Source organism: Frankia sp. CgMI4, from assembly GCF_001756285.1.
GTDB lineage: Bacteria > Actinomycetota > Actinomycetes > Frankiales > Frankiaceae > Frankia > Frankia casuarinae.
Window position 1 is genome coordinate 1 of the sequence record NZ_MAQZ01000093.1, and the last position, 13,906, is coordinate 13,906.

The window sequence follows — 13,906 nt, forward strand, 5'->3', positions numbered from 1 at the left end:
GCGGGCCGGACGACTTAAGAGTGAAGCATACCACCACAGCCCCAACCGACCGCAAGCCTGATGCCTCCACTCTCGCCCTCGACGGAAACAACCGCGCCAATACCCGCCTACGCTACCTCGGTTGAGACCAACGTTCAACGCGGAACGACGGGTCATCCTTTCACGATTACGACCACACCCCCAAGACGGAGCCGCGACCACAGAAACGAACGCGTGTTCGACATCGCCGGGCGAGAGGTCTACGCTTACAACCATGTTCACGTACAGACCGTTCCCGGCCACCCGACCATGATCGCCGCCATCCCGAGCCGCCGACGCCCGTCTCCGAGCGTCCGGAGGACGTCCTCTCCGCATTCCGCCGGACGCCCGCGGCGCGCCAGCCGGTCACTCCCTGAGCCCCAGCCCGCCACCGAGAGGCCGACAGGCATGCACCTCACCATTCCACCTGCCCGGGGATCTTGTCGAATTCGGCGACGGAGGCGCGGACCGGAATGCACGGGTCCACCCTGGACTCGAAAACAGCTCAGAGATTCAGCAGATTCGGGGAAGTTGCTCACCGACCGGGAGGTCCACCAGGCGGCTCGCGCCGAGACCGGTCCTCGCGACCACCATTCCCGGGTGTTCCGCGGTCACCGTACCTATCACAGCCGCGTTTCGGCCGAGTGGGCGCGCGCGCATCGCCTCGAGCACCCGATCGGCGTCCCGCGGCGCGACCATCGCCACGAGCTTGCCCTCGTTGGCGATGTAGAAGGGGTCCAGCCCGAGAATGCTGCAGGCGTCGAGGACCGGCTCGGGAACGGGAACATGCCGTTCGGTGATGACGATTCCCACCCGCGCGGTCCGCGCAATCTCGTTGAGTGTCGCGGCCAGTCCTCCGCGCGTCGGGTCCCGCAGGGCGTGCACGTCCGCGCCGGTGCGCAACATGGCGCCGACCAGTCCGTGCAACGGTGCGGTGTCACTGCGGACCTCCGTGGCGAATTCCAGGCCCTCCCGGCAGCTGAGCACGGCGATCCCGTGCAGCCCGATCTCGCCGCTGACCAGGACGACGTCGCCCGGCCGGGCCCGAGCGGGCCGGATGTCAACGCCGTCGGGAACCAGGCCGATCCCCGCCGTGTTGACGTAGACCCCATCACCGTGACCGGCATCGACGACCTTGGTGTCGCCGGTGACCAGCCGGACGCCCGCGGCACGGGCCGCCGCTCCGAGCGCATCCGCCACCCGGCCGAGATCGGTCAGCTCGGTGCCCTCTTCCAGGATGAATGCGGTCGAGAGGTACCGGGGTTCGGCGCCGGACATCGCCAGGTCGTTGACGGTTCCGTTGACCGCAAGATCACCGATCGAGCCGCCAGGGAAGAACAACGGTCGAACGACGTAGGAGTCGGTGGTGAACGACACCCGTGCGCCGTCGACGGTGACCACGGCCGCATCCCCCAGGTCCTCCGGACCGCCCGCGCCGGCGGCTGCGAAGGCCGGCAGGAAGAGATGCTCGACGAGTTCGGCCGACATCGCCCCCCCGCCGCCATGCCCCATCACGATCGTGGGGCACTCCACCAACGGCGCCGGGCAGGTCCACGCGGCCGGATCCACCGCCGTCGCGGCCTCATCCACCATGTCCCACCTCCAGCGCACGTCCCACCTCCAGCGCACGTCCCACCTCCAGCGCACGTCCCACCTCCAGCACATGTCCCGCTTCCGGCGCACGTCCCGCTTCCGGCAGGGGCTGCGCAATCGCCGGGGAGGTGCTCATCCGGCGGTAGAGGTAGTAGGCGGCACAGGCCCCTTCGGAGGACACCATGGTCGCGCCGAGCGGGGTCCGCGGAGTGCACTGCCGTCCGAAGGCCGCGCACTCATGCGGCTTGATCAGGCCTTGGAGCACCTCGCCCGATCGGCACGCCGACGACTCGGCCGTGTGGACATCCGCGACGGCAAACCGCAGCTCCGCGTCGAAGTCGCGGTAGGCCGGCGACAGGCGCCAGCCGCTGCCCGGGATGACACCGATGCCCCGCCAGGCCCGGTCGGCCACCTCGAAAACATCCCGCAGCATCGCGATGGCGGCCGGGTTGCCGGCTGCCGGAACCGCTCGGGGATAGGCGTTCTCCACCTCGTGTCGGCCGGCCTCCAGCTGCACCACGGTGCGGCGGATGCCCTCGAGGAGGTCGAGTGGTTCGAAGCCGGTGACCACGATCGGCACGCCGTAACGCCGTGCCAGGGCCGGGTACTCGCCGGTGCCCATCACGCTGCAGACGTGACCAGCGGCCAGGAACCCCTGGACGCGGCAGCTCGGCGACTCCATGATCGCGGCAATCGCCGGCGGTACCAGCACGTGCGACACCAGCAGGGAGAAGTTGCCCAAGTCGAGCCGTTTCGCCTGGAAGACCGTCATCGCGTTGGCCGGCRCGGTGGTCTCGAATCCGATCCCGAAGAACACGACCTCCCGATCGGGGTTGCGCTGGGCGATCGTCAGGGCGTCCAGCGGGGAGTAGACCACCCGGACGTCGGCGCCCGCGCTCTTCACCCGGAAGAGGTCCCGATCGCTCCCCGGYACCCGCAGCATGTCGCCGAAGGAGCAGAAGATGACGCCCGGCCGTGCGGCGATCTCCAGCGCCCTGTCGATGATCTCAAGCGGGGTCACGCACACCGGGCAGCCGGGGCCGTGGATCATCTCGATGCCCTCGGGCAGAAGCTGATCGATACCGTGCCGGATGAGCGAGTGAGTCTGCCCACCGCAGACCTCCATGATCGACCATGGGCGAGTCGTCGTCGCGTGGATCTGTTCCAGCAGCCGACCGGCCAGCTCCGGATCCCGGAACTCCTCCAGATACCTCACCGCGTCACCCCCTCCTCGCCGGCCCCGCGGGCCGTGGCACTCACACCGGCCGCACCGTCACCCAGCTCCTCGGTCAGGAGTCCCATCCGCGCGAAGGTGGCCAGCGACTCCACCGCCGAGCGTTCGTCCAGCCGTTGGATCGCGAACCCCACATGCACGATCACGTACTCGCCGACCATGACCTCGGGCAGGTACTGCAGGCAGACGTCCTTGCGCACACCCCCGAAATCGACCTCGGCCATCCGGGCCCCGTGGCGTTCCTCGATCCCCACCACCCGTCCTGGAACCGCGAGACACACCTGTTCCTCACCCCTTTTCCCGCGTCTTCTCCCGCGCTGCGGCGACGAGCAGCTGRCCGAGAGCGATCCCCCCGTCATTCGGAGGTACCCGCGCATGCCGCAGCACCGTGAAGCCCCCCGCATGCAGTGCCCTGGATGCAGCCGTCGTCAGAACGGCGTTCTGGAAGACCCCGCCGGTGAGTCCGACCAGGTCAAGGCCCACCTCGCCGCGTGCCCGCCGGGCGAGGTCCACGATCATCGCCACGACGGCTGTGTGGAAACGGACCGCGGCGATGTCCACGGCGAGCCCGGCCGACAGATCCCTCACCATCGCCCGGATGACCGGCGCCGGGTCGATAATCAGCGGCCTGCCCAGCCCCTGCCCGCGCAGGGCGAACGCGTGGCGTTCGCGGTCGTCCGCGCCGCCGCCGGCCGCGGTGYGCGCCCGGGCCTCCAGCTCGATCGCCGCCTGCGCCTCGAAGTCGACCTCGTGACGGATGCCGAGCAGCGAGCTGACCGCGTCGAAGAGCCGCCCCATGCTGGAGGTCGGCACGCAGCCCAGCCCGCTGGCCAGCTGGTGGGTCAGCACCCGCCGCTCCGGCTGCGGGCAGGCGACGACCGGCGGCAGGGTGGGATCCCAGCGGACTCCGGCGGCGTGCAGATGGGCGAGCGCCATCCGGCAGGGCCGCCGAACCGCGGCGTCCCCACCGGCAAGCGGCACATAGCCCAGGTGGGCGAAGCGCCGGAACCCGCGGTAGTCGGCGATCAGCACCTCGCCGCCCCACACGGCCCGGTCGGGGCCGTAGCCGGTCCCGTCAAAGGCGAATCCCACCACCGGCCGGGTGCCGTCGAGGCCGTGCTCGGCCATCAGCGCGGCCACATGGGCATGGTGATGCTGCACGGTCCGTATCGGTCGGCCGGCGGCGTGCCGCACAGCCCACTGGCGCGACCGATAGCCCGGATGCGCGTCGGTGACGAGCTGGCGGGGGGTGACGCCGGTCAGGTGCTCGAGGTGCCGCTCGGCGGCGTCGAAGGCGCGCAGGGTGGCCAGGTCGTCCATGTCCCCGATGTGCCCGCTGAGCCAGGCCGACCGGCCCGCGCCCAGGCCGCAGGTGTTCTTGAGGTCGGCCCCGACGGCCAGCGTCGGGGGCACCTCGAACGGCAGCGGCACCGGCAACGGCGCGTAGCCACGCGAGCGGCGTACCGGCGACGGGGCACCATCGACCACCCGGACAACGGAGTCGTCGCAGGGCACCCGGATCGGACGGTCGTGGCGCAGCCAGYCATCGACAAGCGGGGCGAGCCGGCGCAGGGCGTCGGTGTCCTCGGCCGCGATCGGCTCGCCGCCGAGGTTCCCGGAGGTCATCACCAACGGCGGYCATCCGGCGGTGCCGACGGTTCGATGGAGGGGCACGGGCTCGCCTGGCAGGCCGAGCAGCAGATGGTGCACCGGCGTGTAGGGCAGCAGCAGACCGAGATCGGGGTTGTCCGGGGCAACGGAGTCGGCGAGCGCGGGACGGCCGTCGCGACGGCGGCGCACCAGCACGATGGGCCGAGCGGGGTCGGTGAGCAGGGCCGCCTCCCGCTCGTCGACATGCGCCAGGGCCCGGGCCGCAGCCAGGTCGTGGACCATGACGGCGAACGGCTTGCCGCCGCGCCGTTTGCGGCGTCGCAGGGTCGTCACCGCCGTCGGGTCGGTGGCGACGCAGGCGAGGTGGTAGCCGCCCACCCCCTTCACCGCCAGGACGCCACCGTCGGCGAGCAGCCGCCGCGCCGCGGCGAGCGCGTCCTCGCCGGTCCGCGGCGCGCCCAACGGCGACACGAACTCCAGGCGCGGTCCGCACGCCGGGCAGGCGATCGGCTGGGCATGGAAACGTCGGTCGGCCGGATCGGAGTACTCCCGCTCACACACGGGGCACATGGCGAACCGGGCCATCGTCGTTGCCGGCCGGTCGTAGGGAAGGTCGGTGATGATCDTGAACCTGGGTCCGCAGTTGGTGCACGTGATGAACGGATGCCGGTAACGCCGGTCCGCGGGATCGGCCAGTTCCCGCAGGCAATCCGGGCATGTCGCCACGTCGGGGGCCGCCGCCGTACGCCCACCCGCGGCCGGCCGGGATCGGACGATCGCGAAGCCGGATCCGCCGCAGGGCGGAAGTTCCGTGGTCACGACCCGCTCGACCATGGCCAGCGGCGGCACGTCGCAGCGAAGCCGGCGGGCGAAGTCCTCGACTGCGCCGGGGGTTCCCTCGACCTCCGCGACCACGCCGCCGGTGTCGTTGCGCACCCAGCCGGTCAGAGCCAGCTCCGTCGCGGCGGCGTGGACGAACGGCCGGAAGCCGACCCCCTGGACCAGCCCCTGGACGACGAACCGTCGCCGGGCCCGGCCGCCTGGGCCGGCCTCCCGGCTCGGTTCACCGGCCCCGCCCACCGAGAGCACCGGCCGGGTCATGCGGCCCGCCGTGCCGTCCGCCATCACATCTTCTCGATCCTGATGTATCGGACGAGGGCCGGATACTCCCTCCAGAATAGGCCGACGGCACCGGCCACGCCGACTGTCGCCAGCACCAGCTTGCGACTACTCATGTCCACCTCCTCGGTACCGTTTTCCCACGCGTGTCCGCGGGCTTCGGGTGGTGCGCCGCCTGCTGGGCGCTACCCCGGCGGCAGGTTGGGCATGCTCCTCGGCGCGACGGGATTGCGCCTCTTCGGTCGGACGCCGGTGGAGCGCCGAGCGTCGGCGCTGCCATCGGCGTGGTGCCCCACCTGCCATCGGTACGAACCGGTCGCGTTGCCCTGTGCAACCCCCTTGACGTGCGCGGTGGCGTCCGGCGCGACGTCGGGCTTACCGACCCGGATCTCGGCCATCTCGTCCTGCCCTCCCTCTCTTTCCTCTCAGCCCCGCCCCGCGGGGCCAGCGCGGCCCTGGCCCGTAAGATGCACCGGCCGTGCGGCCCGCACCGGGCTTGCGGGCCGGCGGCCGAGATCGGCGAAGAACCCGTCGATCGCCGGCCACACGCGCAGGCCTCCGGACAGGCCCCTCCACTCCCGCCGGATGACCGCCACGAGCCGGTGACAGTCGTCGACGGGAACGATCCAGTGCTCGTGGCGGCCGTGGGTAGTGTTCGTCAGCAGCGCCTCGACCAGCGGTGTCAGGTCACCCAGCGCCGGGCAGCGCCGCACGATGCCGCGCCACGTGCCGGGCGCGACGCCCCAGCGGGTGGCGCCCATCGGGCTGGGATAGCGGGCGCTGACCGAGCCGTCGGTCCCGACGACGAAGAACGCCAACCCCACCGGGGTACCCAGCTCGTCCGCGTCGAGTGCGGGAAGCCGCAGCCGTCGCCGGGGAACGAGCCGGAAGTGCCCACGTCCGGCCGCCTCCCGGTCGAACAGCAGCGCGCACGCCTGGCAGGCGCAGAGCAGCTCGTCGCGTTGTTCGTCGAGGATGTGCCGATGCTCCGCCGGCACGGCGGTCCGGCACATGTCGCAGCGGGCCTCGGCCGCGCCGGCGCGGTCGGTCGCGGCGCGCACAAGCCGCCGCAACGCGCCGTCGGCCGTCGGGGACATCGGGGCCGTCATGGACCCACCCCGTCGGCGACGGGCCGGGCGAGCACGGTGTCGAGGGGAACGAAGGCGGTCCGCTCGGGTTCACCCGGCGCGGGTAGGCGCCGGACGTCGGACAGCTCCGGCGCGACGRCGAGCACGGCCTGGCGAACCGCCTCGGTGACCCCCGCCGAGGTCGAGCCACACCCGCCGAGGGTCAGCCGGACCTCGGCCACCCCCCGTTCGATCCCACTCAGCTCGATCTCCCCACCCCGGTCCCGGACTGCGGGTCGAAGCTGCTCGATCGCCCGCGCGACCCGGGCCCCGACCGGCTCAGGATGGACGTCGTGCAGGACGAGCAGATGGTCGAGCAGCTCGTCGCCGGTGAACGCGGCGAGCACCTCCGGGGCTCCMGACGCGTATCCGACGGCTCGGGCCAGCGCCTCGCCGTACACCGCCGCGAGTGTTGCCACCGCGTCGATCGCCAGCTCACCACTCGGCCCCGGAATGCGCTCCACCTGCGCCAGCACCTCGTCGAGGTGGGCGAGCCGGCCCCGCACAGCGAGATCGTCGAGCCGGTGCCCACCCGCGCCGTCCGGATCAACCATGGCTGGCCCCGAACATCGGCGARTGCACCGTGCGCAGGGTGCGGCCCCGACCGAGATACATGTGCACCCCGCAGGGCAGGCAGGGGTCGAAGCTGCGCACCGTCCGCATCACATCAACGCCCTTGAACCCCTCCGGACCGTTCTCCTCGAAGATCGGCATGTTCTGTACCGCGTCCTCGTAGGGGCCCGGAGTTCCGAAGAAGTCGCGGGGGCTGCCGTTCCACGGCGTCGGCGGGTAGGGGTGATAATTTGCGATCTTGCCGTCGCGCACCACCATGTGGTGCGACAGCACGCCGCGCACCGCCTCGTGGAAACCGCAGCCGATCGTCTCGTCCGGCACGTCGAAGTCGCAGAACACCCGGGTGTCACCCGAGCGCACCCGATCCATGCCCTGCTCGAGGAAGTACAGCGCCATCGCCGCCGCGTAGGCGACGAAGTAGACACGGGCCCGGTCCCGCTCGATCGCGTTCGACCAGGCCGGCGGCTTCCACTGCAGGTCGACGGCGGGCAGCGTGCGGCTGCGCGGCAGCGAGATGTTCACCGCGCCCCCGGTCGCGGTGACGTAGGGGGTGTTCACCAGTCCGGCGAGTGCCGTGGTGTAAAGCCGAGCGAAGGGCCCTCCCCCGGTATCCAGGGCGAGATGCTCGCCGCTGCGGGCGTCAAGCCACCGCGGGCTCATCACCCAGCTGTACTTCTCCCCGAAGTCCCGCTTCTGCGGCACCGGCAGCGTCGTCTGGTTCCACGGATGGCGCATGTCGACCGGATTTCCGAGCGGATCCCGGGTGACGAACGGCTCCTCGTTCACCCAGTCCTGGTAGAAGGAACTGCCCAGCAGGATCCGGATACCCAGATTGATCTCCACCAGGTCGGTGGTCAGCAGATCGCCGTCGACGACGATCCCGGGTGTCACGTGCATCGCCCGGCCCCAGGTGGTCATGTTCTCGTACCGGTAGTCCACGACGTTCGGATCCTGGAACGCGCCCCAGCAGCCCAGCAGCACCCGGCGGCGGCCGACCTCCTCGTAACCGGGCAGCGCCTCGTACCAGAAGTCGAACAGGTCGTCGTTCAACGCGACGGCCTTCTTGACGAAATCAAGGATCTCCATCAGCCGGCTGAGGTAGTCGGTGAACACCGTCGGTTCCGGCATCGTGCCGACCCCGCCCGGATACAGCGTGGAGGGGTGCACGTGCCTGCCCTCCATCAGGCAGAACATCTCKCGGGTGATCCGGCTAACCTTGAGGGCCTCCCGGTAGATCTCCCCCTCGAACGGGTTGAACGAACGCATGATGTCAGCGATAGTCCGCATCCCGTGCACGGCCGCGTTCGGTGCGGCGGTGGCCTCTGCCCGGGCCAGCACGCCGGGATTGGTCTGCTTGACCATCGCCTCGCAGAAGTCCACGAACACCAGGTTGTCCTGGAAGATCGTGTGATCGAACAGGTACTCGGCGGCCTCTCCGAGATTGATGATCCATTCCGCCATCGGCGGGTTCGCGATGCCGTACGCCATGTTCTGGGCGTAGACCGAGCAGGTGGTGTGGTTGTCCCCACAGATGCCGCAGATGCGGCTGGTGATGAAACCCGCGTCCCGCGGATCCTTGCCCTTCATGAACACCGAATAGCCGCGGAACAGCGACGAGGTGCTGTGACACTCGGTGACCCGCCGGTTGGCAAAGTCGATCTTCGTGTAGATCCCGAGGTTGCCGATGATGCGCGTGATCGGGTCCCACGCCATCTCCACGATCTGGGCGGGCTTCTCCCCGGTTCTCGACTGCCTGGTCGTCGTCATCGCACACTCCCTCCGGCATCGCTGGGCCCGGCCCGGACAGACCGGGTGTGCCGCCCCGCCTGCCGTCTCGCCGACGTGGGCTCCGGCCCGGTCCTAGGGGCGGTAATGCGGGTCGTAGCCGGTGGTCAGCAGCTCCCGGTTGTGCCGCCACTTCGGCTCGGTGTTCGCCGTCGCATTGGTGATGCCACGCAGCCTGCGGATGAACGACCCGTAGGGTTTGATCGCGCGCGAGGACAGGCTCCCTCCCGGCGGCATGTCCATGAACGGCATGAACTTGTCCGGGAATCCCGGCATCGTGCAGGCAATGCAGATGCCGCCCACGTTCGGGCAGCCGCCCAGCCCGCCCATCCACCCGCGCTTGGGCACGTTGCAGTTCACCACCGGACCCCAGCARCCAATCTTCACCTGACACTTCGGCGAGTTGTAGTCCTTCGCGAAATCGGCCTGTTCGTAGTAGCCCGCCCGGTCACAGCCCTCGTGCACGGTCCGACCGAAGATCCACTGGGGTCGGAGTTGGTCGTCCAGCGGTGGCGGCGGTGCCGTGCCCGCCGCGTGGTAAAGCACCCAGGTCAGCGTCTCCATGAAGTCGTCCGGTTGAACCGGGCAGCCGGGGACGTTGACAATCGGCAGGTTGCCGGCGGAGGTGAAGTCATGGCCCAGGTAGTCGGCAAGGCCCATCGACCCGGTCGGGTTGCCGGCCATCGCGTGGATCCCGCCGTACGCGGCGCAGGTGCCGATCGCGACGACCGCCCACGCCCTGGGTGCCAGCCGGTCGATCCACCAGTTCAGGGTCAGCGGCTGGCCGGTGTCCGGATCGTTCCCGAACGACGTCCAGTACCCGTCGCCGTGGATGTTCTCGTTCGGAATCGAGCCCTCGATGACGAGGATGAACGGCTCGATGTCACCGCGGGCCGCGGCTCGGTACGGGGCCAGGAACTCCTCCCCGCCGACGGTCGGCGACAGCACCTTGTTATGCAGATGGACCGTCGGCAACCCCGGCACGAGCCCGGTGACGACATCCTCGATCGCTGGCTGGGAGGCCGCGGTCACCGACACCGTGTCGCCGTCGCAGCTCATCCCCTCGGAGATCCAGAGGATGTGCACCTCGTCGAAACCGCCGCGTCGCGAGCTCCCGGACTGCGGGTTCGTGGCCGTCATCTCGGCCCCTCCCTCCTACTGGCGGATGCTGGGGATGGACCCCACGAGCCGGGGTCTCGGACGATCTGCGCGATGAGCCGCACCGCGTCGCCGACGGCAGCCCCCGCGGCGCGGGACAGTCCCATCCGCTCCTCGACGACGGCGGGTCGGCAGCCGACGACCAGCACTCGGCCGACATCGCCACCGAGGCCCCGCAGCAACCGCAGRACCACGTCGGGAGACATGCCATGGGCGTCCATGAGGGGGATGTCATCGACGGGGGGGATGTCGTCAACGGGAATGTCGTTGACGCCGGCCCCGTCAAGTTCGGGCCGGAGCACCACGAGAGTCCCCGGTGGATCGGTCGACGGGACCGCGTCGACGAGGATCACCACGTCGTACCGGCCGTCGAGGAGCTCATAGGCGAGATGCACGCCGCGGATCCCGTAGTCGACGACGTCCACCCCGGCCGGCAGGTCCGCCGGGTCGATGCGGCGCACAACCTCCACCCCGAATCCGTCGTCGCCGAGGAACACGTTGCCGATCCCGGCGACGAGGACGCGCGGTGGACCCGCGGAGGAACCCGCGGGCGGACCCACGCGGGTGGGCGCCGGCCCGATCATGACGCACCCGGTCCGTCGGTGAGCGGTGCCAGCTCCTCGGGTGCRAAGTAGTAATGACGGCCGTACCACCGGTGCAGTTCGGCGGCCGGGTCGTCGTCCAGGGACACCGCGACGTGCCAGGCGCCGTCAACGTCCAGAAAGACGGCCTGAACCCGGGCCTCGCGCCCCCTGAGAAACATGTCGTGCGCGTCGCTTCCACAGCTGCTTCCACGGTCACGGGGATGCAGCCGGACCCGGCTGCCCTTAGCGATCATCACGCCGTCCAGGGAAACACTGTCACTGTCCGGACGGACCGACCGGTCCGCCTCCGGCTCCCACCATCGCGTGGTCGCGGCGGCAACCGGTACGCCGGCCGGCGCGGCCCCGACCGACGGAACCGGTCGCAGCGACCGGACGGCGCCATGCAGGCGGGCGAGTGTGTCCCGCGGGATCCCGTCGACCCGGTCGATAATCTCCGCRGCGCGGCGATCGGTCGCCCGAGCCTCGTGTTTCTCGTCGTCGGTCAGAGCCAGMGTGCGCAGCGAGAGGATTTCATCGATCTCGGTGGCGTCGAAGAGGTCACCCGGGCTCTCGGGGGCGATCCGGGGATGGTCGTACAGGATGATCGGCGAGGACAGCATCACGTCCGGCGCTCCGTCGGCACCGGCGAGAACGGGGAAGGTGTGGATGTTCTCACACTCCCGTGTCGCCCCGGCGGCCCAGGTCGGCGGATCGAGCAGCGAGAGGAACCGTCCCCCGCACGCACCCAKGAGGCTGTGTGTCGCGATCATCGATCGGCGCAGCGCCATCGGTCGCGCGGCGCCGGCGGGGACGTCCGCCACCGTGTTCTCGACGACCAGGCGCAGCCGGTACAGCCGGAAGGGAGCCGCAGCCCGCGTCACGGACACCCGGACCGTCGCCGAGACCGGCCACCGCCGGCGAACCACCCGAGCCGCACCGCCGCGCCCAACGTCGCGGCCCGCCGGGTTGCCGCGATCATCCAACGGCTCGATCTCCATGCCACCGGGCAGGCTCAGGCTGAACGACTCTCCACGATCAGCCTGTTCCGCCGACCGGCCCCGCACAGCCGGGTCGGCCAGGTCGGCCAGGTCGGCCAGGTCGAGGGTGAGACCGGCCTCGCGCGGCACCGCCTCGTCGAAACTCAGCCGAGCAGCGCCGTCCGCCTTCAGCGCGTCGACCTCGCCGAACGCACCGTCGGCCCCTCTGACCTCGACCGAACGGCGCTGGAGTTGCAGAAAGCGCAGCCGGACGACAACCGAGGCGGTCGGGGACAGCTCGAGAAGACAGTCGGTCTGCTGGCACCACGCATCCGTCGATCCGGCGACGGTCCGTGGAACCGGCCCACCCGCCTCGACCCAACGCCGCGGCGCGAGCACCCCGAACTGCCACCGCATCCGGTTCTTGCCCGAGGAGCGGCGATACGGATAGAGCAGATAGCCCTCGTACAGCACCGCGTCAGCCACTGCACGGGCCGACGCGAAACCGKCGGGACAGCTCCCACCGGCCTCGTCGGCACCGGTGCCGGCCCCCACGTCCACGTGAAGGGTGGTCCGCGCACTGGGCGCCGTCATGGCGAGCGATGCCCAGGACAGGACGAACCCGCGAGCAGCATGACAGTCCCCCTTCGGCGGAGCCGTGGCACCACCCCTGGGGACGATGCCCACCGTACTGTAACCACATGTAACTACGCATTATGGCTATATGCAGTTACGAGAACACTCGTAGCTATTCTTCGACGGGTTGCCCGGGTGCCGCGGCCTCAAACACCGTGAGACGGCCCGCTCGACCGCGGGCGGTGGCCGGCACCCCGCTCRGCACCCCGCTCGGCGCGCAGCCAGGCGTACCACTGGCCCAGGCCAGGCCCCGGCCTCAGACCCGGCCCCGATCCCGGGGTCGYGCGGACGCGCAGTACGTCGACCCGGGGATTGATCCGGTGAACCTGCGCCTCGTACCGCGCGACCTCAACGTCGAGGTAGGGCAGCAGGTCGCACTTGGTGAGCAGGACGAGATCGGCAGCCGCGAACATGTGCGGATACTTGGTCGGCTTGTCCTCGCCTTCGGTGACGGACATCAGCACCACCCGGGCTCGCTCGCCCAGGTCGAACAGCGCCGGGCAGACCAGATTGCCGACGTTCTCGATGAACACCATCGAATCCTCTGCTGGTTCGAGCTCACGCAGCGCACAGTCGATCATGGCCGCATCGAGGTGGCAGCCACGGCCGGTGTTGATCTGGACGACGGGAGCGCCCGTGGACCGGATGCGCTCGGCGTCGCGGATACTCTCCTGATCACCTTCAACCACCGCGATCGGCACGCCCACGCCGAACTCGCGGACGGTCCGCTCCAGCAGCGTCGTCTTGCCCGATCCCGGCGAGCCCATCAGGTTGATCGCCAGCACGTCACGGGCGAGCAGGCGGCGGCGGTTCGCCTCGGCGAGCATGTCGTTCCTGGCCAGCATCCGCTCCTCGACAACCACGGTGCGCGACGTGGTCCCCCCGTCAGGCGCGTGGCCGGCAAGCGCCGGGCCGGGACCGACGAGGACGGGGTCGACGGGGTCGACCCCGTCGAGGGAGGTCAGCCGGGGCGGCGCCGCGACGTCGTCACACCCGCAGGTTCCACACATCCCACATCACCTCCGCCGCTCGGCACGGGTGTCACCTCGACCGTAACGATCATCAGCTCGTCGCCACCGACCACCTCGACGTCGGCGCTGCCGCACGGGCAGAGCACCAGGAGCAGGCGATCGTCGGCCTCGAACGTGGCGCCGCACCGCCGGCAACGGGCACGGCCCGGCGGTTCGTCGATCTCCAGGCGAGCGCCTTCGACCGGCGTGCCCGCTGCCACCAGGTCGAAACAGAATCGGACGGAGTCGGGCACGACGCCGGACACCCGCCCGATGACCAGGTGAACCGCCGTGGCCCGCGCTRCCCCGATCCGTTCCACGATCGTGTCCACGACGTTCTGGGTGATCGCCAGCTCGTGCATCCACGGCTCCTCGGGGCCCGGGCAGCCCCACAGAGCACCCCGCTCGCGGCCGGCCCGTCGGTCTCCCTACCCGCCCGGGGTCGGGGACTACCGCCCGGTGTCGGGGACAGTCCTCTCGG

13 protein-coding genes are annotated in these 13,906 nt (G+C 70.4%); all 13 read right to left on the bottom strand.

All coding sequences use genetic code 11. The annotated features are described in order from the left end of the window. Positions 1–531 precede the first annotated feature (531 nt). Positions 532–1,611 carry a hydrogenase expression/formation protein HypE gene (hypE, locus tag Manayef4_RS16795; protein ID WP_011436382.1) on the bottom strand — a complete coding sequence of 360 codons (1,080 nt, stop codon included), beginning with the start codon at positions 1,609–1,611 and terminating at the stop codon, positions 532–534. After that, positions 1,601–2,827 (bottom strand): hydrogenase formation protein HypD, encoded by a 1,227-nt coding sequence (gene hypD / locus Manayef4_RS16800; RefSeq protein ID WP_070132209.1) that lies wholly within the window; start codon positions 2,825–2,827, stop codon positions 1,601–1,603. Before hypD ends, hypE begins: the two co-directional genes overlap by 11 nt. Then, positions 2,824–3,126 (bottom strand): HypC/HybG/HupF family hydrogenase formation chaperone, encoded by a 303-nt coding sequence (locus Manayef4_RS16805; RefSeq protein ID WP_011436380.1) that lies wholly within the window; start codon positions 3,124–3,126, stop codon positions 2,824–2,826. The genes hypD and Manayef4_RS16805 overlap by 4 nt, the downstream gene beginning before the upstream one ends. 7 nt (positions 3,127–3,133) lie before the next feature. Beyond that, positions 3,134–5,581: a carbamoyltransferase HypF gene (hypF, locus tag Manayef4_RS16810; RefSeq protein ID WP_254665699.1), complete on the bottom strand. Its 2,448-nt coding sequence runs from the start codon at positions 5,579–5,581 to the stop codon at positions 3,134–3,136. Positions 5,582–5,760: 179 nt separating this feature from the next. Further along, a complete protein-coding gene (locus Manayef4_RS16815) occupies positions 5,761–5,973 on the bottom strand; it encodes a hypothetical protein (protein ID WP_023841716.1) in 213 nt (70 codons plus the stop codon). A 27-nt stretch (positions 5,974–6,000) separates the two neighbouring features. Continuing rightward, positions 6,001–6,684: a DUF5947 family protein gene (locus Manayef4_RS16820; protein WP_011436378.1), complete on the bottom strand. Its 684-nt coding sequence runs from the start codon at positions 6,682–6,684 to the stop codon at positions 6,001–6,003. Next, the gene (locus Manayef4_RS16825; RefSeq protein WP_070132210.1) at positions 6,681–7,256 is read right to left on the bottom strand and encodes a NifU family protein; all 576 of its coding nucleotides are present in this window, start codon (positions 7,254–7,256) and stop codon (positions 6,681–6,683) included. Before Manayef4_RS16825 ends, Manayef4_RS16820 begins: the two co-directional genes overlap by 4 nt. Beyond that, entirely contained in the window at positions 7,249–9,042 is a 1,794-nt protein-coding gene (locus tag Manayef4_RS16830; protein WP_011436376.1) for a nickel-dependent hydrogenase large subunit, read from the bottom strand. The genes Manayef4_RS16825 and Manayef4_RS16830 overlap by 8 nt, the downstream gene beginning before the upstream one ends. A gap of 93 nt (positions 9,043–9,135) precedes the next feature. Further along, a complete protein-coding gene (locus Manayef4_RS16835) occupies positions 9,136–10,200 on the bottom strand; it encodes a hydrogenase expression protein HypE (protein WP_011436375.1) in 1,065 nt (354 codons plus the stop codon). Next, positions 10,197–10,802, bottom strand: a complete 606-nt coding sequence (locus tag Manayef4_RS16840) for a hydrogenase maturation protease (protein WP_011436374.1) — start codon at positions 10,800–10,802, stop codon at positions 10,197–10,199. Before Manayef4_RS16840 ends, Manayef4_RS16835 begins: the two co-directional genes overlap by 4 nt. Next, a complete protein-coding gene (locus Manayef4_RS16845; protein ID WP_070132211.1) occupies positions 10,799–12,373 on the bottom strand; it encodes a hypothetical protein in 1,575 nt (524 codons plus the stop codon). The genes Manayef4_RS16840 and Manayef4_RS16845 overlap by 4 nt, the downstream gene beginning before the upstream one ends. A 188-nt stretch (positions 12,374–12,561) precedes the next feature. Continuing rightward, on the bottom strand, positions 12,562–13,425 hold the full coding sequence (hypB, locus tag Manayef4_RS16850) for a hydrogenase nickel incorporation protein HypB (protein ID WP_070132212.1): 864 nt from the start codon (positions 13,423–13,425) through the stop codon (positions 12,562–12,564). After that, complete coding sequence (locus Manayef4_RS16855; RefSeq protein WP_070132213.1) at positions 13,377–13,787, bottom strand: hydrogenase maturation nickel metallochaperone HypA; 411 nt, start codon at positions 13,785–13,787, stop codon at positions 13,377–13,379. Before Manayef4_RS16855 ends, hypB begins: the two co-directional genes overlap by 49 nt. Between the last annotated feature and the right edge of the window lie 119 nt (positions 13,788–13,906).

Bases quoted from the DNA above. Each gene is read 5' to 3' on its own strand.
- Manayef4_RS16820 (WP_011436378.1), bottom strand. From the start codon at position 6,684: ATGACGGCCCCGATGTCCCCGACGGCCGACGGCGCGTTGCGGCGGCTT.
- hypE (WP_011436382.1), bottom strand. From the start codon at position 1,611: ATGGTGGATGAGGCCGCGACGGCGGTGGATCCGGCCGCGTGGACCTGC.
- Manayef4_RS16815 (WP_023841716.1), bottom strand. From the start codon at position 5,973: ATGGCCGAGATCCGGGTCGGTAAGCCCGACGTCGCGCCGGACGCCACC.